This window comes from Mesorhizobium sp. B2-4-14 (assembly GCF_006442155.1).
Taxonomy (GTDB): Bacteria; Pseudomonadota; Alphaproteobacteria; order Rhizobiales; family Rhizobiaceae; genus Mesorhizobium.
The window spans coordinates 1-16958 of the sequence record NZ_VFVA01000038.1 but is presented as its reverse complement, the minus strand read 5'-3'; the positions used below and the strand labels follow the sequence as shown (position 1 = coordinate 16958).

19 protein-coding genes, 1 tRNA gene and 2 pseudogenes are annotated in these 16958 nt (G+C 60.8%); 9 read left to right on the top strand and 13 right to left on the bottom strand.

Annotated features, from left to right (window positions below):
• The first annotated feature begins 73 nt into the window (after window positions 1–73).
• Both FJ938_RS24820 and FJ938_RS24815 read left to right on the top strand, forming a co-directional pair.
• Window positions 74–394 (top strand): YdhR family protein, encoded by a 321-nt coding sequence (locus FJ938_RS24820; RefSeq protein WP_226890620.1) that lies wholly within the window; start codon window positions 74–76, stop codon window positions 392–394.
• Between the two features lie 131 nt (window positions 395–525).
• Window positions 526–645 (top strand): annotated as a pseudogene (locus FJ938_RS24815) (IS5/IS1182 family transposase); the annotation flags it as partial.
• On the opposite strand, the gene rimO reads toward FJ938_RS24815, so the two are convergent.
• From rimO to FJ938_RS24790, 5 genes are all read right to left on the bottom strand, one after another.
• Window positions 642–1955: a 30S ribosomal protein S12 methylthiotransferase RimO gene (gene rimO, locus FJ938_RS24810; protein ID WP_140698439.1), complete on the bottom strand. Its 1314-nt coding sequence runs from the start codon at window positions 1953–1955 to the stop codon at window positions 642–644. The pseudogene FJ938_RS24815 and the gene rimO overlap by 4 nt on opposite strands.
• Window positions 1956–2112: 157 nt before the next feature.
• Entirely contained in the window at window positions 2113–2793 is a 681-nt protein-coding gene (locus tag FJ938_RS24805; protein ID WP_140606905.1) for a TerC family protein, read from the bottom strand.
• 184 nt (window positions 2794–2977) lie between these two features.
• Window positions 2978–3385, bottom strand: a complete 408-nt coding sequence (locus FJ938_RS24800; RefSeq protein WP_181169176.1) for a DUF930 domain-containing protein — start codon at window positions 3383–3385, stop codon at window positions 2978–2980.
• A 56-nt stretch (window positions 3386–3441) separates the two neighbouring features.
• Window positions 3442–4140, bottom strand: a complete 699-nt coding sequence (locus FJ938_RS24795) for a DUF2161 family putative PD-(D/E)XK-type phosphodiesterase (protein ID WP_140698433.1) — start codon at window positions 4138–4140, stop codon at window positions 3442–3444.
• A 162-nt stretch (window positions 4141–4302) separates the two neighbouring features.
• Window positions 4303–5100: a sterol desaturase family protein gene (locus tag FJ938_RS24790; RefSeq protein WP_140698430.1), complete on the bottom strand. Its 798-nt coding sequence runs from the start codon at window positions 5098–5100 to the stop codon at window positions 4303–4305.
• Between the two features lie 349 nt (window positions 5101–5449).
• Here FJ938_RS24790 and FJ938_RS24785 point away from each other — a divergent pair, with 349 nt between their 5' ends.
• A complete protein-coding gene (locus FJ938_RS24785) occupies window positions 5450–5683 on the top strand; it encodes a hypothetical protein (protein WP_140606901.1) in 234 nt (77 codons plus the stop codon).
• A 275-nt stretch (window positions 5684–5958) separates the two neighbouring features.
• Here FJ938_RS24785 and FJ938_RS24780 read toward each other — a convergent pair whose 3' ends face one another.
• From FJ938_RS24780 to FJ938_RS24770, 3 genes are all read right to left on the bottom strand, one after another.
• The gene (locus tag FJ938_RS24780; RefSeq protein ID WP_140698427.1) at window positions 5959–6594 is read right to left on the bottom strand and encodes an SDR family oxidoreductase; all 636 of its coding nucleotides are present in this window, start codon (window positions 6592–6594) and stop codon (window positions 5959–5961) included.
• Window positions 6595–6748: 154 nt separating this feature from the next.
• Window positions 6749–7717 carry an alpha/beta hydrolase gene (locus FJ938_RS24775; RefSeq protein WP_140698425.1) on the bottom strand — a complete coding sequence of 323 codons (969 nt, stop codon included), beginning with the start codon at window positions 7715–7717 and terminating at the stop codon, window positions 6749–6751.
• A 96-nt stretch (window positions 7718–7813) separates the two neighbouring features.
• Window positions 7814–8761 (bottom strand): alpha/beta hydrolase, encoded by a 948-nt coding sequence (locus tag FJ938_RS24770; protein ID WP_210243427.1) that lies wholly within the window; start codon window positions 8759–8761, stop codon window positions 7814–7816.
• A 155-nt stretch (window positions 8762–8916) separates the two neighbouring features.
• Between FJ938_RS24770 and FJ938_RS24765 the strand changes: the two genes are divergently transcribed.
• Window positions 8917–9810, top strand: coding sequence for a LysR family transcriptional regulator (locus tag FJ938_RS24765; RefSeq protein ID WP_140606897.1), 894 nt, complete (start codon window positions 8917–8919; stop codon window positions 9808–9810).
• Window positions 9811–9906: 96 nt separating this feature from the next.
• Here the strand turns inward: FJ938_RS24765 and FJ938_RS24760 are convergent.
• The 3 genes from FJ938_RS24760 to FJ938_RS24750 form a co-directional block, all read right to left on the bottom strand.
• Window positions 9907–9996: transfer RNA gene (locus tag FJ938_RS24760), tRNA-Ser, on the bottom strand.
• A gap of 79 nt (window positions 9997–10075) precedes the next feature.
• Entirely contained in the window at window positions 10076–11230 is a 1155-nt protein-coding gene (locus FJ938_RS24755) for a site-specific integrase (RefSeq protein WP_140698421.1), read from the bottom strand.
• Entirely contained in the window at window positions 11227–11682 is a 456-nt protein-coding gene (locus FJ938_RS24750; protein ID WP_140698418.1) for a hypothetical protein, read from the bottom strand. The genes FJ938_RS24755 and FJ938_RS24750 overlap by 4 nt, the downstream gene beginning before the upstream one ends.
• Window positions 11683–11805: 123 nt before the next feature.
• Between FJ938_RS24750 and FJ938_RS24745 the strand changes: the two genes are divergently transcribed.
• From FJ938_RS24745 to FJ938_RS24725, 4 genes are all read left to right on the top strand, one after another.
• Entirely contained in the window at window positions 11806–12012 is a 207-nt protein-coding gene (locus FJ938_RS24745) for a helix-turn-helix domain-containing protein (RefSeq protein ID WP_140698415.1), read from the top strand.
• Between the two features lie 214 nt (window positions 12013–12226).
• A complete protein-coding gene (locus tag FJ938_RS24735; protein ID WP_140698409.1) occupies window positions 12227–12583 on the top strand; it encodes a hypothetical protein in 357 nt (118 codons plus the stop codon).
• Entirely contained in the window at window positions 12583–13350 is a 768-nt protein-coding gene (locus FJ938_RS24730) for a helix-turn-helix domain-containing protein (protein ID WP_140698406.1), read from the top strand. The genes FJ938_RS24735 and FJ938_RS24730 overlap by 1 nt, the downstream gene beginning before the upstream one ends.
• Complete coding sequence (locus FJ938_RS24725; protein WP_140698403.1) at window positions 13347–13640, top strand: DUF6074 family protein; 294 nt, start codon at window positions 13347–13349, stop codon at window positions 13638–13640. The genes FJ938_RS24730 and FJ938_RS24725 overlap by 4 nt, the downstream gene beginning before the upstream one ends.
• A gap of 184 nt (window positions 13641–13824) precedes the next feature.
• Here FJ938_RS24725 and FJ938_RS24720 read toward each other — a convergent pair whose 3' ends face one another.
• Both FJ938_RS24720 and FJ938_RS30135 read right to left on the bottom strand, forming a co-directional pair.
• Complete coding sequence (locus tag FJ938_RS24720; RefSeq protein ID WP_140698400.1) at window positions 13825–14484, bottom strand: recombinase family protein; 660 nt, start codon at window positions 14482–14484, stop codon at window positions 13825–13827.
• A gap of 120 nt (window positions 14485–14604) precedes the next feature.
• Window positions 14605–14966: pseudogene (locus FJ938_RS30135) on the bottom strand (IS3 family transposase); the annotation flags it as partial.
• Between the two features lie 535 nt (window positions 14967–15501).
• On the opposite strand from FJ938_RS30135, the gene FJ938_RS30340 reads away from it, so the two are divergent.
• Window positions 15502–16958 (top strand): VCBS domain-containing protein (locus FJ938_RS30340; RefSeq protein WP_210243426.1); only part of this gene is annotated, 1457 nt, incomplete at its 3' end.

The following is a 16958-nucleotide window of genomic DNA, read 5'->3' as shown; positions in this document are numbered from 1 at the left end:
TGTGCCGTGTCCGGGCGCCTTACGGTCAGGATGAATGCTGGGTCGCATGACCCGATCAGAGAGGAGAAACGTCGTGCGCAATACAATCACCACAGTGGTGCAATTCCGGCTGCCACAGCCGATCAGCCTCGAGGAGGCGACGCGTCATTTCGAGTCGAGCGCCCCGAAGTACCGCAGTTTGCCGGGATTGATCCGGAAATATTACCTGCGGGCGGAGGATGGGCGCACGGCCGGTGGCGTCTATCTCTGGGAATCGCGTGCCGCGGCCGAGGCCGCCTACAGCACAGAGTGGCGCGAGCACGTTACGAAGGTCTTTGGCGGCGCGCCTGAGATCACCTGGTTCGACACGCCGGTGATCGTCGACAACGCGGCGCCGGCCAGCAAGGCGGCGTAGCCGGCGAAAGAAGTCGTCAGGATTGGCGCGGGCCGTGCCGTACTGGCGGCCCCACCGCCCCTGCTGCGGTTACAGCGCGGCAGGGCGTCTGCGGTTTCGAACCAGGCAAGCCGCTCGGCCACGTGCACGTGATCAAACACCGTCGGCGTGTAGCGGCCCGCTACGACCAGCTCGCGGCCAATTACCTCGCATTCGTCCAACTCGCGTCAATACGGCTGTGGCTGCGCGTTAATGATGAGGCCACGGCCTAGACCGCTGAACCGTAGAGATCGTAAGCGTCGGCGCGATCGATCTTGACGGTGACGATGTCGCCGGCGCGCAGCGGGCGGCGCGACTGGATACGGACCGAGCCGTCGATCTCGGGCGCGTCGTATTTGGTGCGGCCCTTGGCCGAGGTGCCGTGCGCCTCGTCGATCAGCACCGGCAGGCGCTTGCCGACCTTCTTGGCGAGTTGCGTCGCCGAAATCTTCTGCTGGCGCTGCATGAAGCGGTGCCAGCGCGCTTCCTTGATCTCCTGCGGCACCTGTTCGAGGCCGAGATCGTTGGAGCGGGCGCCGCGCACCGGCTCGTATTTGAAGCAGCCGGCGCGATCGATCCTGGCTTCGTCCAGCCAATCGAGCAGCATCTCGAAATCATCGTCCGTCTCGCCGGGGAATCCGACGATGAAGGTCGAGCGGATGGCGAGATCCGGGCACACGTCGCGCCAGCCGCGAATACGCTCGAGCGTCTTTTCGCCATGTGCAGGCCGGCGCATGTTCTTCAGCACCCGCGGCGAGGCGTGCTGGAACGGAATGTCCAGATAGGGAAGGATTTTTCCTTCAGCCATCAGCGGGATGACATCGGCGACGTGCGGATAGGGGTAGACATAGTGCATGCGCACCCAGATGCCGAGCTTGCCCAATTCCTGCGATAGATCGAGGAATTTCGCCCGCACCTCGCGGTCGCCGAACATGGACGTCTGGTACTTGATGTCGATGCCGTAGGCGCTGGTGTCCTGCGAGATGACGAGGAGTTCCTTGACGCCGGCCTTGGCCAGTTTCTCGGCTTCGCGCAGAACGTCGGCGGCCGGCCGCGAGACGAGATCGCCGCGCAGCGCCGGGATGATGCAGAAGGTGCAGCGGTTGTTGCAACCTTCCGAGATCTTGAGATAGGCATAGTGGCGCGGCGTCAGCTTGACGCCCTGCGGCGGCAGCAGGTCGATATAGGGATCATGCGAAGGAGGGGCCGCCTCATGCACGGCGGCCATCACACTTTCATAGGCCTGCGGCCCGGTGATCGCCAGCACGTTGGGGTGCTTTTCGCGGATCACGTCGGGCTCGGCGCCAAGGCAGCCGGTGACGATGACCCGGCCGTTCTCCGACAGGGCGGAGCCGATGGCATTGAGCGATTCATCCCGGGCGGAATCGAGGAAGCCGCAGGTGTTGACGACAACGAGATCGGCGCCGTCATGCTTGCGCGCGATCTCATAGCCCTCGGCGCGCAGGCGCGTGATGATGCGCTCGGAATCCACAAGGGCTTTGGGACATCCAAGACTGACGAAGCTGACGCGCGGGGCGGACATGGGCAAGGTTCCAATGGATGCGGACCGGAAACGCTGATCCGGCCCGACATCTCGACATATGACGGTTTGCATGGCTCCGGCAGGAGCTCAATTTGGGCGGCGCAATAGCACGGGTTCGGCGATCAGGCAAACCGCCGGCCGGCGCGGTGCTTGCCGCTCAGTGTCCGCCCGACCCGAACCAAGGCTCCAGGAAGGCAAAATGCTCGGGGAATTGCTGCACCGCGCCGTCCAGCAGCATCTTGACCGCGACGTACAGAATGATCGCCAGACCGATATAGGCAATCCAGCGGTATTTGTGCAGCAGGCGCGCGACGAAGGATGCGGCAAAGCCCATCAAGGCGATCGACAGGACCAGTCCGACAATCAGCACCGTCGGATGGTTCATTGCCGCTCCCGCGACGGCAAGGACGTTGTCGAGCGACATCGAAACGTCGGCGATCACGATCTGCCAGGCGGCCTGCGAGAAGGTCTTGCTCGGTCCCTTGCCGGCCCCATCGCTGTCGAAGCCGCCATTGGACAGCGATTCGGTAGCGTCACGCTCCTGCTCGTGGCTGACACGCAATTCGCGCCACATCTTCCAGCAGACCCACAGTAGCAACAGGCCGCCTCCGATCAGCAGCATGGGGCCAATGGTAAGCAGCCATTGCGTGATCAGAGCGAAGAAAATGCGAAGAATGGTGGCGGCCACAATGCCGACGAGGATCGCCCGCTTGCGCTGGCTGGCCGGCAAGCCGGCCGCGGCGAGGCCGATGACAATGGCGTTATCGCCCGCGAGCGCAAGGTCGATGGCGATGACCTGAAGAAGAGCCGACAGGCCCGCGGCGGTAAATATTTCCATCGACCTGGAAGCCCTTCGCCGAGTGTTCGTCGTCGATTGTCGAAACGGGCCTAAAGGGATGGTCCGCTGCCGTCAAGACACAGCACTGGACAACACTGGAAAACCAATTCGTGGCCGTGGCATTACAGGGAATGTTCAGCAACCGCCGGCTCGCGAGCCAACGCGGACCCGAACTCGCGAAAAACTAATTGTAGAGATTGTACTTTGCCCAGTCGCCTTCCGGGATCTCATCGCCGATTCGGTAGCGGAGCTGGAGAACTTGCATATGATCCGGTCCCGTCTGGCACTTGAATTTCAGCCGGTACCACTGTCCTTTGCTGCGGAACGCCGCACCCGGGCTCCTGATCGCATCGGCGCTCATCTCGGGCGTCGCGAAGGCGTAGGCGACGACGCGATCGGCTTTGAACTTGCGGTCATCGTGGGTGATCCGATCCAGAACTTCGGCATCGCACCGCTGCTCGAGGCGGGTTTGCGGATCAAGTTTCATCAGCCCGGCACGCAAAGCATTGTCCATTGCGCTGGCCGGGAAGGCCAATATCAGCGACGCCACGGCCACCATGCAGAGTGTCTTCATGGGCGGGACAAGCACCATATTTTGTCTGAAAAATCAACAGAGAGGGGCACTTCATGCCGGGCAAGTCCCGGCATTCAGAGGGTCGGCGCAATCAAAATCTCGTGTCGGACTTCGTCATGCGAGACCGGGGGCCAACGGACCAGCGAGGCGCGGCCGGCATCCGTGAGATCGTAGAGGCCACGGTCGACGCGCGCGAACCAGCCATAGACATTATGCTGCAGGATTTTCGGCGCGATCGGCGTCAGGACCTTCAGATCGCGCGGCCGTTTGGGACCATCGGCCATTGCGGCCGCGCAGGCGAGGGCGCTTTGGCGGTAAGCGGTCATGATCGGATTGCGCGACCCTCCGCCCGCGACAGGATCGCCGCGGCGGCGCTGATGCTCGTCGACAAGACGGGAGCGGCGTCGCGCGTTCTTGCGCGGCGCAGGCGCGACCGGACTGAGAAGCACCTCGATACGGTCAGTCGCGGTCACGCCAAGCAAACCGAAGCCGAGCCGGCGGCAGAGATTGCGGAACCTGGCGTCGCTTTCGCGGCCCTTGCCCCGCGCCGACATGCGCGCCGCCAGCCATACTTCGTCGCAAGCCGCCGCGCGGTCGACGCCTTGCAGCACCAGTTCGAGATTGAATTGCAGTTTCAATTCGCAGATGACGACGACCGCCGGCTCACCCTCACGCAGCGCGACGATGTCGCAGCCGCCAATTTCCCCCTTCACGACGAAGTCGAGACTTTCGAGGAACCGCTTCACCGGCGCATAGACTGAGGTCTCGTTCATGTCTCAAGGCTTAGCCGATTCGACGCCAAAAGCCTTCCGGATGTGGAGGCTGGAATTTTGCCGGCAGCGGCCAAAACCGGCTCTCGACGCAGCGTCTGCTGCCACAAGGCGACACGGCAAATGTCGATTGGCCATGGGTCCTGCGTTCTCGATGCTAGCTCGTCAGGCCTCGGTGCTCGGCTGGGCTCGGTTCGAAACTTTCCTGCGGGGCCGGAGCGGATAGCCGATCTGTCCGAAATAGCTGGCAGGGATCGGATCATCGACGCCATACTTTTCCGGCGCCTTGTTGCCGGTGGCATTGTAGGTGCCGAACAGCACGTCGAGGAGGGGCAGTTGCCCAGCGAAGTTTTTGTCATAGGCTTCGCGCTGGTTGGCATGGTGCCAGCGATGGAACTGCGGGCTGGCGATCAGCCACTTCAAGGGGCCGAACGGAACCCGCAGGTTTGAATGAACGAGCATCGTGTGCCCAAAGTAGATCATCGAAAAGACGGCGATCGAGGCCTTGGAGAAGCCAAGGAGAAAGATCGGCATCAGCGATATCGCCTTTGTGGCAATCGCGTCGACCGGGTGGGAGTGGAAAGCGCCGAGCCAGTCCAGTTCCTCGATGCCGTGGTGAACCGCATGGAACTTCCAAAGCGCGGGGATTTTGTGGAAGGCGCGATGCGCCCAGTAGACACCGATGTCGGTGATCAGGATGATTTCCGCAACCTGCAGCCAGACGGGCTGACCGCTGACGGCTCGCGTCACCGATTGAGGGACAAGGACTGCGGCGACGTGGAGGACAACGGCCGCCATCATGACCATGGCCACCTTTACGATGAAGGCGTTGAACATCAGATAGATCAGATCGACATCGAAGCCCTTGCGAAAGATCTTCTGCGGCCGCTCGGCGAACAGATGTTCGAACGGAATGAAGATCAATGCGCAGATCAGCAGCGCCTTGATGCCAAAGATATCCATTCACCCGCCTCTATCGCCTTGTCTGTCGCGGCGCGGCCTGCGCCTGGGCTTCTGAACAGAAGCACATCTCTCCTTTCCAAAGGCTTGATATGGGCTTTGGGGTCGTGTTTGCGACGGGCAGTGCGACAGCGGCGCCCGCCCATTGTCACATAGGTGTCGCAACAGGGCGATATCTGGCGAGCGCGCGGTTTGCGAACGCAGCGCGACCCGCGTCCTCCCAGGACTAACCCCTCCGGTTCCCTGCCGGTGGGGTTTTCTATTTCAGGTGCTATCTTGTGCAGGTTCCATCTTGGCAGCCGCGAATGATCCTTGCTATTGTGGCCTCACGGTCAGCACAGGACACCCCGTCATGGACGCAAGTGAAATGAGTGCGATCGGCGACACCCTCATGAGGATCGTCACGCCCGACATGTCTCCCAAGCAGCTTGTCAAGGCAGCTCAGAAAGCGCATCCCAACGCCTCGAAGAAGGACATTGCGAGAGCGGCCTTCTTTTCGATCATCGCAAACGCGGATCAGGATATAGGCAAGGCCAAGAACCTGCAGGCATTCGCGATCGCCGAGCGCACCCAGCAATCCGACTGAGCAATTGCCTGGCGTCGCGCGGGCTGCCATCGCCGCGCCCTTATCGCCGCGGATTGCTTGCGGGCAGTGCAGGATGGCGATGAGAACTCGTCTACGCCTTAGCCTTCTAAGATGCCAACTGAAGATCAGCCGGAACTCATTGAAATCGCGTCTGGTTTTCGGCCGACTTGTCCTGCTCTGTCACGCTCTTCTGACTGTTTCGAGCGTGGTAGCTCACGACGCCGGGCCGCGCTGGTTGAGGAGCGTTCTGCCTCCTCTAAGCAATAGCGGCAACCTTACATGAAATAGGGCTTCTCGCCGTCGGTCCCGGGCTTGTCGACACCGATATTGCCGCGCAGGTGCAGGCCCGGCGAGCGGATAATCCTCACGATCAGATCGGCCACGCTCTTGCGCGAGACGACGGTGCCCTTGAACGGCTCATTGCGCCGCGTCAGCTCATAGTCCACTTCATGCTCGTCCATCAGCCAGGCGGGGCGGATGAGGGTGTATTCCAGCCCCGATGCCTCGATGGCATCGGCGGCGCGGCGGAAGGGTTTCAGGTCCTCGCCGATCATTGCGTTGTTCCATTCGCCGAACTTGCCGGGAACCTCATCGTAAATTCCCAGTGGCAGGATGAAGATCAACCGATTGACGCCCGCCGCCCGCATCGTGGCGATGACGCTTTTTGCCTGTGCATCGAGGTCTTCGCCGGTCAGGTTGGCATAGACGATGTCTTGTCCTTTCACCGCCGCACCGAGTTGTGTGGCATCGAGCACGTCGCCCTGGATGACGGAAGCATTGGCGGGCACTTCCACCAGCTTGGCGGCGTTACGGGCGAACAGCGTCAGCCGCACATCATCCTCGCCGGCCAACATCGCGATAGCATGGCGGGCGATTTGTCCGCCTGCGCCGAGAATGAGCACCTTCGTCATTTTTCTTCTCCTCATGAAACTGTCTTGAGCAAGCTCGAAGGCCGATCGCGCCTGTCCTATGCGACGTGCTCATTGGCACCCAGAGTTCATCTCCGGCCCCATCCATTCGCCAGGCGGACGAGCAGGGCCGGCAAATATCCTCGATCAGAGATGCTTATTCGGCTGCGTCGCGCTGGCGTGCGGCGACCGGCTCGTTCAGATGCTTCCTGAAGAACGGAATGAGCTTTTCGAGCGCCATGCCCACCGGCTCGGGCTTGTCGTAGAGGTCGTAATGCGACCAGTCTTCCAGCGAGACCAGTTGGCGGTCCTTCGAGCCGGTCGCGCGGCCATATATCTCCATGCCGTCGCGATAGGCTCCGAAGGCACCCACCTTCTGGCCGACCACCACCATGACGGGCTGCGTGAGGAGCGTCTCGGCAAAGGCGAACGCGTCCCAGGCGAGCGTCTTCTGCGCATGTGAGAACAGCATCCTGGCCGCACCACCCGGCTTGTGGCCGCGCGGCGTCTTGTAGTAGTCCGTCGCCTCGAAAACGTCCCGCTCGGTCAAGCCGTTCTTGGTGGCTTGCTCCGGACTGGCGGGCAGCAACTCATTGACTTGAAGCTCGCCGCCGCGAACCTCCTTGGTGCGTTGCGCCGCCATCGCTTCGAGCGCGCCGAGCGGATCGTATTGGCTGAAGCCCTCGCGGAACAGCCGGCCGATGTTCACGCCGGTGATGCTGACCACGGCCTTGATGCGCTTTTCGGTCAGGGTGGCATTCACCGCATAGCCCCCACCGCCGCAGACGCCGAGCACGCCGATGCGGTTTTCATCGACATAGGGAAGCGTCGCCGCATAGTCGATGACACGGCTGACATCCTCGACCCGCTGCGTCGGGTCCTCGATCCAACGCGGCGATCCGCCGGATTCGCCCTGGAAGCTGGCGTCATAGGCGATGACGACGAAGCCCTGCTCGGCGAGCGCCTTGCCGTAGACATTGCCCGAGGTCTGCTCCTTGCAACTGCCGAATGGATGAACGCTGATGGTTGTCGGGTATTTCTTCGACTCGTCGAAGCCCGGCGGAAACAAGATGTTCGCCGCGATGTGCCAGGCCATGTCGGGGTTTTGGACTTGGACGGATTTCATGGAGTGCTCTCCTGACTGACCGGGCTGTCCGCTCACCCGCTGGGAGCCGCTTCGGCGCTGGCGCAGCCCGGCGATTGGGGTTCGGATTTTGCGGTGTTACTCCGCTGCGGCCTTTGCAGCATCCGCGGCGGAAAGTTTCGTCTGGAAGAACGGCGCGAGCACCGAAACAGCCTCGTCGATGTATTTCTGGCCGTCATAGAGCTCCATGTGATTGGCGCCCTCCACCACATGGAAGGATTTGTCCGTGCTGGCGGCACGGTCAAACAGGTCGTCGCTCATCCACTTAGAGCCCGCCATGCTTCCGGCCACGATCTGTATGGGCTGGGTCAGGTAGACATCCGCCATATGGTAAGCATCGTAAGTGATGATCTGGTTCAGGCTGCGCAGCGCCGCGAAACCGGGTGCGGTCGGGCATTCGGCTCGCGGCGTGTGGTAGTACTCCCAGGCCTGACGCAGTTCCTCGTTTGGCGCGTCCTTTTCCGTCAATGGCGCGAGCGGCATGGTCGCAACCGCAGCGGCACTGGCATCCGAGGTGCGGGCGTTCGAGCCGGCCTCGACCAGCGGCAAGGCGTCGATCGACCGGACGGTATTCTGCCAGCCGTTCCGGAACATCGAGCCGATGTTGACGGCGCTGACGGTGCCGATGGCCTTGATGCGGCGATCCTGGATCGCGGCGTTCGCCGTGTAACCCGCACCAGCGCAGATGCCCATCGCACCGATGCGGTCCTTGTCGATGTAAGGCAGCGTGGTCACGTGGTCGATGACGGCGCTGACGTCCTCGGTGCTGATGTAGGGATTTTCGAGCTGGCGCGGCTCGCCGCCGCTTTCGCCCTGGTAGGAGCGGTCGAAAGCAATGGTGACGAACCCTCGTTCCGCCAGCTTCCTGGCATAGGTGCCAGCCGTCTGCTCCTTTACGCCGCCGCCGGGATGCGAGACGACGATAGCAGGATAGCTGCGCTTCTCGTCGAAGCCTGCGGGGAAATTGATGACGGCCGACATGGTGATCGTCTTGTTGTTCGAATTGGCGAAGCTGATCTTGTCCATTTCCAGTCTCCTTCCGTTGAAGCACGCGGCCCGCCGCGTTGAACGCGAACGGTACGTTTGGTTTTGAACGCCCTTGTGAATGAACAGAATCTAGCGCAGAAAGATTGCACGAATTAGGCGGTTAATTCTTATTAGGTCTATCATTGAGATGATGAATGCGGCGGGATGAAATTGCCGATCTGGCGGCCTTTGTAGTCGTTGCCGAGGAACGCAGTTTCACCAAGGCGGCTCAACGCCTCGGCATGGCGCAATCCGCGCTCAGTCAGATCGTGAAGCGGATCGAGGAACGGCTGGGAATGCGGCTCCTGTCGCGTACGACGCGCAGCGTGGCGCCCACTGAGGCGGGCGAGCGGCTGATCGCGACGCTTGGTCCCATGCTGCACGACCTGGACGCCGCCATCGCCTCGCTCGGCGAATTGCGCGACCGCCCGACCGGAACAATCCGTATCACCACCGTCGAGCACGCGGCTAAGACCATCATTGTCCCGGCCATGAAGCGGCTGCTGCCGGGTAACCCGGACATCGCGGTGGATCTCACCGTCGACTACGGCCTTGCCGATGTCGTGGCTGATCGCTTCGACGCTGGTGTCCGGCTCGGCGGGGAGATGGCGAAAGACATGATAGCGGTGCGTATCGGGCCTGACATCCCGATGGCGATCGTCGGCTCGCCGGATTATTTCCGCACGCACACTGTTCCGAGTTCGCCGGCGCAACTGATCGATCATCGTGCGATCAATTTGCGGCTACCGACTTCCGGCACGCTGAATAAATGGCGATTGATGCGCGGCGGCCGCGAGACGCGGGTGAGGGTCGACGGGCCGCTCGTCTTCAATACGATCGACCTGATCCTTGATGCCGCGCTCGACGGCCACGGCCTCGCCTATTTACCACTCGACCAGGTGCAGCATCATTTGGATGGAGGCCGGCTGGTGCGTGTGCTGAGCCGGTTCACGCCCGATCTGCCGGGCTATCACCTCTATTATCCACACCGACGGCACGCTTCGTCTGCCTTCACCCATTTTGTGGAGACACTGCGCTTCCGGGCGTGAACGCCTTGAACGGACGATCTCCGTTAAACAAAGACGTCGGCGCGGCAACGGGCGGTGATTGGCGCGCCCGGAGGTGTGCTGGCGTGGCCGCAGATCTGGCGGAGGGAGTGGGATTCGAACCCACGGTGAACTTGCGCCCACGCCGGTTTTCAAGACCGGTGCCTTAAACCGCTCGGCCATCCCTCCGAACCTTGATTTCGTTAGCTTTTTTGGACTTTCCAGCGGGATTGTTGTGCCGCTGCTACCATTTTGCTACCGAACGTGCTCAGGGCTTGGGCTTTACCGCGCTCCGGATCGCCGCGTCAACCTGCTCGGCAGCATCAGCCTGCATTCCAGGCATCACATGCGAATAAAGGTCCAGCGTGATCCCGATCGTGGAATGCCCAAGGCGCTCGCTGGCAACCTTCGGATGAACGCCGGCCGCAAGCATCTGTGACGCGTGACTATGGCGAAGATCATGGAAGCGGATGCGTGGAAGGGTTGTCTTGCCGATGATGCGCACCCATTCATGCGTCAAGGAACGAGGCTGGATCGGACTTCCGTCAAACTGTGCAACCACAAAGCTTTCGGCCTCGGGCCGGATGCCGAGCCGGAGTTGTTCCTCCGCCTGGCGCGTCTTATGCGCCTTCAGCTCGTCCAGAACGGTCAACGACAATGCTACGGTCCGGGCGCGGCCAGATTTCGGCTCTTTGTAGCGAACGCCTTCCTTGGTCTGCTCTGCACTTTCCACGATGGAGAGTTGCCGGAGATTGTCGCCAAGCTCGACGTTTCGCCAGCGAAGCGCAAGGATTTCGCCACGTCGCAACCCGCACATGACCGCCAGGAGGGTAGGGATGAACATGCGGGTCGGCCGGATCGCCTCAATCAACTCCGCCGTCTGCGCAGCATCATAGGCTAGCATCTTCTTGCGTTCGACCTTCGGCGGCGTGGTCGCCGTGGCTGGGTTCCGGGAGAGGCGTTCCCACGTCAATGCCTGCGACAGGGCTTTGATGAGCACGCGGCGCATGTGATGAACTGTCCGGGGTGAAAGCCCACCCTTGCCGTCCCGGCGGCCTTCTGTGAGGGCCTTAGCAAGTGCGCCGTCGATCCTGTCGGTTTTCAACTTCGCGAGCGTCACGTTGCCTAAGAGCGGAGCAACGCCCTTCTGCAATATCTCGGCATAACGCTCATGTGTTTTCGGAGCGACCGACGGCTTGATGAAGTCGAGCCATTCGTCAAGGAACTCTGCAATGGTCTGCTTGGTCGGTTCGACGTAGCGCCCGTTTTTGATTTCAGCGACTAGCCGGGCGCATTCCTCCTGCGCCTGCCGCTTCGTCCCGGAGAAGCTGTGCCACTTGCGCCGGCGCTTGCCGGCTTCGTCATAGAGGTCAAGGACGATCGCCCATTTGCCCGGACTGCGCTCTGTGATGTGGCCCTTCATTTCGTAGTGACCTTTTGCGGCTGATGAGTGGAAACATCCGCGAGTAGGGCCTCTGTATATTTGCCGGCCTCATCAATAGGGCCTAAGCGCCACATTCGCCCGGCTTCGTCGATTGCACCAAGCAGCGCGGCTAACGTGTGCTGTGCACCCGCCGCTTCTCGAAGTTGTTCGCCAATTTTCACCCGGCTAGCCGTCGGTTGCTGTTCAATGCCGGACTTTGAAATTTCGTTGGCGATGCAATCTATTTTGTCGACCGCCGCGTATGCCTCTCGCGCCAACGTCTGCGACACTGCATCGAAATTGCGGCCGATTTGAACAAGCCGTCTGACAGCTTCCGCACGGGTTCCGACCCTGTTGTTGAGACGCCAATCGTCTATTGCAGCAATTTCCTCCGGCGAGATGAGCATGTGTAAGCGCTCAGTCTTTTCTCGCCCCTTGTATCCCTTCGGCATCTTTTTGTCCCGATCTGTGATGAGATGTGGAATATGCACATATTTCTATTGCCTGCAATCCCGCCGCGTCCTATGTCGAATATGCGCATATTCGTTCAACCGCCTATTCAAGGACATAACCAAATGAAACTAGATGAAGCACTCTCCCGCCCGACGCTCTCGGTTCCCGACGCCGGGGCGGTGTTCTATGGCTTAAGCCGAAACGGCTCCTACGAGGCCGCCAAACGGGGGGACATTCAGACGATCCGCATAGGCCGCAAGATCGTAGTGCCGGTGGCTCCGATCGCAGAAAAGCTTGGCCTTCGGCCCAACCTGGGGAAGGCGGCGTGAGCGAACTTCCCCCCGACATTCCTCGCGGCGCTTCGACGGGCCTTTCACACGATCACAGTCGCGCAATTGATGAGTGCGCGCTCTTCCTAGCGACGATGCCTCCACATAGCCGGCCAAAGCCATTGGTGCCCGCTCTTAAGGCCATGTTCGGCCTCTCAGCCGCAGAAGCTTGTGAGGCGATCAGGCACAGCCATCTGATCAAGGCGAGGGCGGCATGAATACGGCCAATCTCAGCATGGGCTCTGACTTTGTCGACATCGACGCGATAGACGCGGTCGACACAATTTGCGGGTTGATCGAGGATTTCCGCAACCAGGCGTTCCTGCGTCTGTCGACCTCGGCCAAGTTGGCTCGCGTGGCCGTTGAACTAGCCTACCGGGAAGGCTCGCCCAACCCGATGCCAATTTCGCACCGCTGGCTCGTCAATCATGTCGGTTGCGCCCGGATGACTGCCGCCAAGGCTCTCGCTGAGTTGGTCGATAGCGGCTTCCTAACGGTGGAGGCTAAACGCACTGGTCGGGGTGCTGCCTTGCACCGGTTGACATGGCTGTCGAGCCGGAAAGCTGACTGATGTCAAAGCCAAAGACCATCAACAAACTGTTCGCTCTCCAGAGCGCATTGCGAAATCGCAGGCTCTCGCCCGGCACGGATGCCTTGGTGCTGTCGATCCTCATCGAATACCAAAATCCCGCCCAAGGCTACAGCTGGCCGTCGATCGAAACAGTTGCGGCCGTCGCCGGGCTCAAGGAACGGGCGACCCGGATGTCCATCCGGCGGCTCGAAGACGCGGACTACATCCAAACGCGTCTTGGAGGAGGTCGCAACAAAACGAGCAGATACCGTGTGTGCCTTGAACGCTTCGACGAGGCCCCGCTAAAGGAACCCATTCAGATCGCCGCAAAAAGGCGGCATGACAATGCCGGGTTTGAAACCGCATCCGTTCCTAAATCGAATTCTGAAAACCGGCACCGTGACGCAGAAACCCGGCACGATGACGACGCCAAACCCGGCACGACGATGCCCCCGAAACCTTCTTATGGAGCCCAACCTACCAAGAAACCTTCAGCTGGCGCTGCATCGAACAGCAGTTCGACGCGCCATAGAAACACCCCTGCCGCCGACCTCAGAAAGGTTGAAGCCGCGCTGAAGTCGGCTCGTCAAGAGGGTCGATCCTTCCCCGCCGACAACATGGTCAATGTCTACCGCTGGCTTCGTACAGTTGCCGGGGAAGACGACGACTATACCTGCGGTGATCCGATCGCCGGTTGGGCGCATCGCCTCTCCGAAGAGCTTATTGCATTCATGGACAGAGAAACGTTTGCGAGGGCCGCAGCATGAAAATGACCGACGATACGATCGTTACAATGGCAACTGTCTTTGCCTTCCCGGCCAAAAGGCAGACTGGGTTGATCCGTAGAACTGTCGATGTTCTAGACGGCAAAAGTGGTGAGCGCTCTCTCGGTGAGCCCTATCTTCAAAGAACTGCCGATAGGATGGCGCGCCGAATGGCGGTGGCAGGGATCGACTGCCTCACAATAGCAAGGGAGGTCGCTGCGTTTCGAAGAGCCGTCGAGGATGAGAGTTTCCGGCGGCTGCTCGACAAAATCGGGCAGAGGGTGGCCAAGTAGCAGCTCGGATGAAGAAGGCTGAATTTCGCTGCCGTCAAATGTTTTTTATTCCGATTTTCCAACACGCGCCTCGTAGCCAAAGAGGTAGCAATGTCAGCCGCTTATGCCGCGCGGACTGGTTGGAATTAACGGGTGTTTTTACAGTGTTTTGCGCACCCGCGAGGAAAATACCCTTTTAAAGCGCTCACAGCCGACCCAAAACCTTCTTCACAGCGGCGTGCGAAAGGCGAAAGCCGTCGCCCGTCACAGTCTGGGCAATCGAGCGTAACGAGACACCCTGGCTGCGCAGAAGCCGCATCTTTTCGATCGCTGCCTGTTCTGCCGGTACCTCGACCAGGGCGCCACCGTCGGCGTCGACGCTGAAGCCGAATGGGCGGTTCCCGCCGAGATAGCGACCGCGCTCTCGCTGATCGGCCTTTACCTGGGCGACGCGCTCGCGAATTCGGTCGCGTTCGGCTTCGGCGAAGGCTGCGGCGATCGTCAGGAACAGCTTGGACAAGCCGTTGCCGGCGATGTCGCCGCCAAGGTCAAGAAGATGCAGCTTGATGCCCCGCTTCTTCAATTCCTCCACTACCCGCAGAGCGTCGAGGGCCGACCGGAAGAGGCGATCGAGCTTGGCCGCGACCACGATGTCGCCCGCGACCAGTTTCCCGAAGAGTGGGCCGCCGGCCGGACGATCGGTAACAGGGATCGAACCGGAGACGCCTTCCTCGATAGCGATCTCCACAAGCGTCATGCCGTGCATATGCGCGTAGCCCTCAATCTGGCGTCGCTGCACTTCAAGGCTCTCACCTTCATTCGCCTGTTTCGCGGTCGAGACGCGAGCGTATCCGTAAACAGCCATTCCATCATCCTTGTAAACGCGTAAACGTGCGGCGAGGAATAGCAGATGTCGAAATGGGATGTAAAGGTGCTAAAGCAGGTTGACAAAATGATCGGCAAGACGTGCTGACAAGCCGCCTGGAAGGAGGTTGTCCGATACTCCCGAGCGCTGGACAGTATATTTCGGAAACCCACGGCGGCGCTTCCAAGCAAAGTAGCCCATTCTCCCGCATGAGCCGCTCGATACGATGCTGGCCGCAGGCCGCAGGAGAGGCCCTCCGCCAGAACATCGTGCCAGACGCGACGTGCACCATAGATTCGGTTGCGGCTCTTGAAGCTTCGGTCGATCTTTGACAACGAGAATGTCGTCATGCAAGAGCGCTGGGACGCGATTAGGCTAGGCATGGCAGCCTAAAGAGGGGATGCATCCAGAGCGTCGCACAGCCATGCCACCGGCCAGATGTTCCGGTGCTTCCCGATGAGCGCGAACATCATGTCACTTCCCGTTCTCGGAGGGCAATGACGGCCGGGTCATTCGTGAAATCCGTTTCTTGCCGGCCTTACGACCACGCTTCACATAGCCATTGCCCTGGCTGCCATCGGGCATGCCGAACGGTTCGTTTGCCCGGTACGAGTCTTATTGTTTTATCTATTACTAATAAAGAGAGTTGACACCTTGTATCCGCAAGAGCAATTTGGAATTGAGGGAAAGAATGGGTGGGAATGTTGCCGGTAGCATTGCGCCGCGCAGTGGTTGGCGTAGATCAACCGACTGACTTTCTTGCTTTGAAGCGAGACAACCTGGTGGGGCGGTAGCTTTGCCGAGTCTGGCGGAGCTATTGCCTTGGCAAGGGTCACGTGCGCACATGCTTTGTTTGTGGTGCTCTCAGCCTCTCCGGTTGGCGGCCCGATAGACAACTCGCCCACTGCTGGCTCTTCAGCCTTGTTAGTAGGCGAGCACGCCCGTGGCGGTCTCCACGAACTGCACAAGCAATCATGACCTGAGATCGGTCCCACGCGGAACCGAAGGGGGAGAACTATGGCCACTATCAACGGGACGAACGGCAAGAACACCATCACCGGGACTGCTCTGGACGACGTCATCAATGCCTTGGGCGGCGACGATATCGTGTCGGCAGCAGGCGGCAACGATCAGGTCTACGGCGGCGACGGCAACGACAAGCTCAGCGGCGGCATTGGTAATGACCTCTTACACGGTGACGCTGGCGACGACCTCCTGAACGGTGATGACGGGAATGACACGCTCTATGGGGATGCTGGAGCGGACGATCTCAGAGGGGGGCTGGGCAACGACTTCCTGTATGGTGGGATTGGCAACGACAGTCTCCGTGGAGATGAGGGCGACGATACGCTGAACGGTGGCGATGGAGCGGACATCCTCGATGGTGGTGTTGGGAATGATAGCCTCGATGGCGGTTCGGGTTCGGATCAGGTCAAAGGCGGCGGCGGCAATGACCTCCTAATCTACAACGCCACAGAGAACGTTGGAGCCAGCGATGTCTACGACGGCGCCGGCGATACTGACACGCTCCGCCTCGATCTGACGCTCGCCCAGTGGCAATCGGCAGCACTCCAAAGTGATATTGCTCGCTATCTCCAGGTGCTCGCCAAAGGCGGCGCGGAAGACTTCGTGTTCACTGCCTTCGGCCTGGACGTAAAGAATGTCGAAATCCTGAAGGTCTTCGTTGATGGCGTAGAGCAGAACCCTGTCGATGAGGCAGTCGTGGCCCGGGACGACGCGTTCGGGGTTACGGAGGACACAATCAGCCTTACCGGCAATGTCTTAGGCAACGACTCCGTCCCTGACCTTGTCCTCAGTGTTGCAAAGACGTCGAACCCGTCCTACGGCTCCGTTGTGCTCACGACCCCGAGCGGCAATTTCACGTATACGCCGAACACAGCGATCCTCCAGACTCTGGCCGCCGGCGAGTCCCTGACTGACTCTTTCACCTACAAGGTGACGGACTCTGATGGCGATGCTTCAACGGCAACCGTGACGATCACCGTCACCGGCACCAACGACGCGCCGGTGATCACGGTAGCCGGCGGCGACAGCGCCGCCAAGACGCTGGCCGAGACCAATGCGGGTCTCGGCACCTCGGGCACGCTGACGGTCACCGATGCCGATCTGAGCAATACCGTGACGCCGAGCGTCGTCTCGGTGGTGGCCTCCGACACGACCCTCGGCCTCGGCTCCGACAACGCCGCGCTGCTGGCGATGCTGCAGGTGACGCCGGGCTCGATTGCGGCCGACACGGGCGCTGCCAACAACCTGAACTGGGCCTTCAACTCGGCCACCGAGGCGTTCGACTACCTCGCCGCCGGCGAGCATCTGACGCTGACTTACACCGTTAGGGCGACCGACAATTCCGGCGTGCCTCTGTCCGACGACCAGACCGTGACGATCACCGTCACCGGCACCAACGACGCGCCGGTGATCACGGTAGCCGGCGGCGACAGCGCCGCCAAGACGCT

Excerpts from the sequence above, each read along its gene's own strand:
- rimO (WP_140698439.1), bottom strand. The coding sequence starts at position 1,955 with ATGTCCGCCCCGCGCGTCAGCTTCGTCAGTCTTGGATGTCCCAAAGCC.
- FJ938_RS24805 (WP_140606905.1), bottom strand. The coding sequence starts at position 2,793 with ATGGAAATATTTACCGCCGCGGGCCTGTCGGCTCTTCTTCAGGTCATC.
- FJ938_RS24800 (WP_181169176.1), bottom strand. The coding sequence starts at position 3,385 with ATGGTGCTTGTCCCGCCCATGAAGACACTCTGCATGGTGGCCGTGGCG.
- FJ938_RS24795 (WP_140698433.1), bottom strand. The coding sequence starts at position 4,140 with ATGAACGAGACCTCAGTCTATGCGCCGGTGAAGCGGTTCCTCGAAAGT.
- FJ938_RS24790 (WP_140698430.1), bottom strand. The coding sequence starts at position 5,100 with ATGGATATCTTTGGCATCAAGGCGCTGCTGATCTGCGCATTGATCTTC.
- FJ938_RS24785 (WP_140606901.1), top strand. The coding sequence starts at position 5,450 with ATGGACGCAAGTGAAATGAGTGCGATCGGCGACACCCTCATGAGGATC.
- FJ938_RS24780 (WP_140698427.1), bottom strand. The coding sequence starts at position 6,594 with ATGACGAAGGTGCTCATTCTCGGCGCAGGCGGACAAATCGCCCGCCAT.
- FJ938_RS24775 (WP_140698425.1), bottom strand. The coding sequence starts at position 7,717 with ATGAAATCCGTCCAAGTCCAAAACCCCGACATGGCCTGGCACATCGCG.
- FJ938_RS24770 (WP_210243427.1), bottom strand. The coding sequence starts at position 8,761 with ATGGACAAGATCAGCTTCGCCAATTCGAACAACAAGACGATCACCATG.
- FJ938_RS24765 (WP_140606897.1), top strand. The coding sequence starts at position 8,917 with ATGCGGCGGGATGAAATTGCCGATCTGGCGGCCTTTGTAGTCGTTGCC.
- FJ938_RS24755 (WP_140698421.1), bottom strand. The coding sequence starts at position 11,230 with ATGAAGGGCCACATCACAGAGCGCAGTCCGGGCAAATGGGCGATCGTC.
- FJ938_RS24750 (WP_140698418.1), bottom strand. The coding sequence starts at position 11,682 with ATGCCGAAGGGATACAAGGGGCGAGAAAAGACTGAGCGCTTACACATG.
- FJ938_RS24745 (WP_140698415.1), top strand. The coding sequence starts at position 11,806 with ATGAAACTAGATGAAGCACTCTCCCGCCCGACGCTCTCGGTTCCCGAC.
- FJ938_RS24735 (WP_140698409.1), top strand. The coding sequence starts at position 12,227 with ATGAATACGGCCAATCTCAGCATGGGCTCTGACTTTGTCGACATCGAC.
- FJ938_RS24730 (WP_140698406.1), top strand. The coding sequence starts at position 12,583 with ATGTCAAAGCCAAAGACCATCAACAAACTGTTCGCTCTCCAGAGCGCA.
- FJ938_RS24725 (WP_140698403.1), top strand. The coding sequence starts at position 13,347 with ATGAAAATGACCGACGATACGATCGTTACAATGGCAACTGTCTTTGCC.
- FJ938_RS24720 (WP_140698400.1), bottom strand. The coding sequence starts at position 14,484 with ATGGCTGTTTACGGATACGCTCGCGTCTCGACCGCGAAACAGGCGAAT.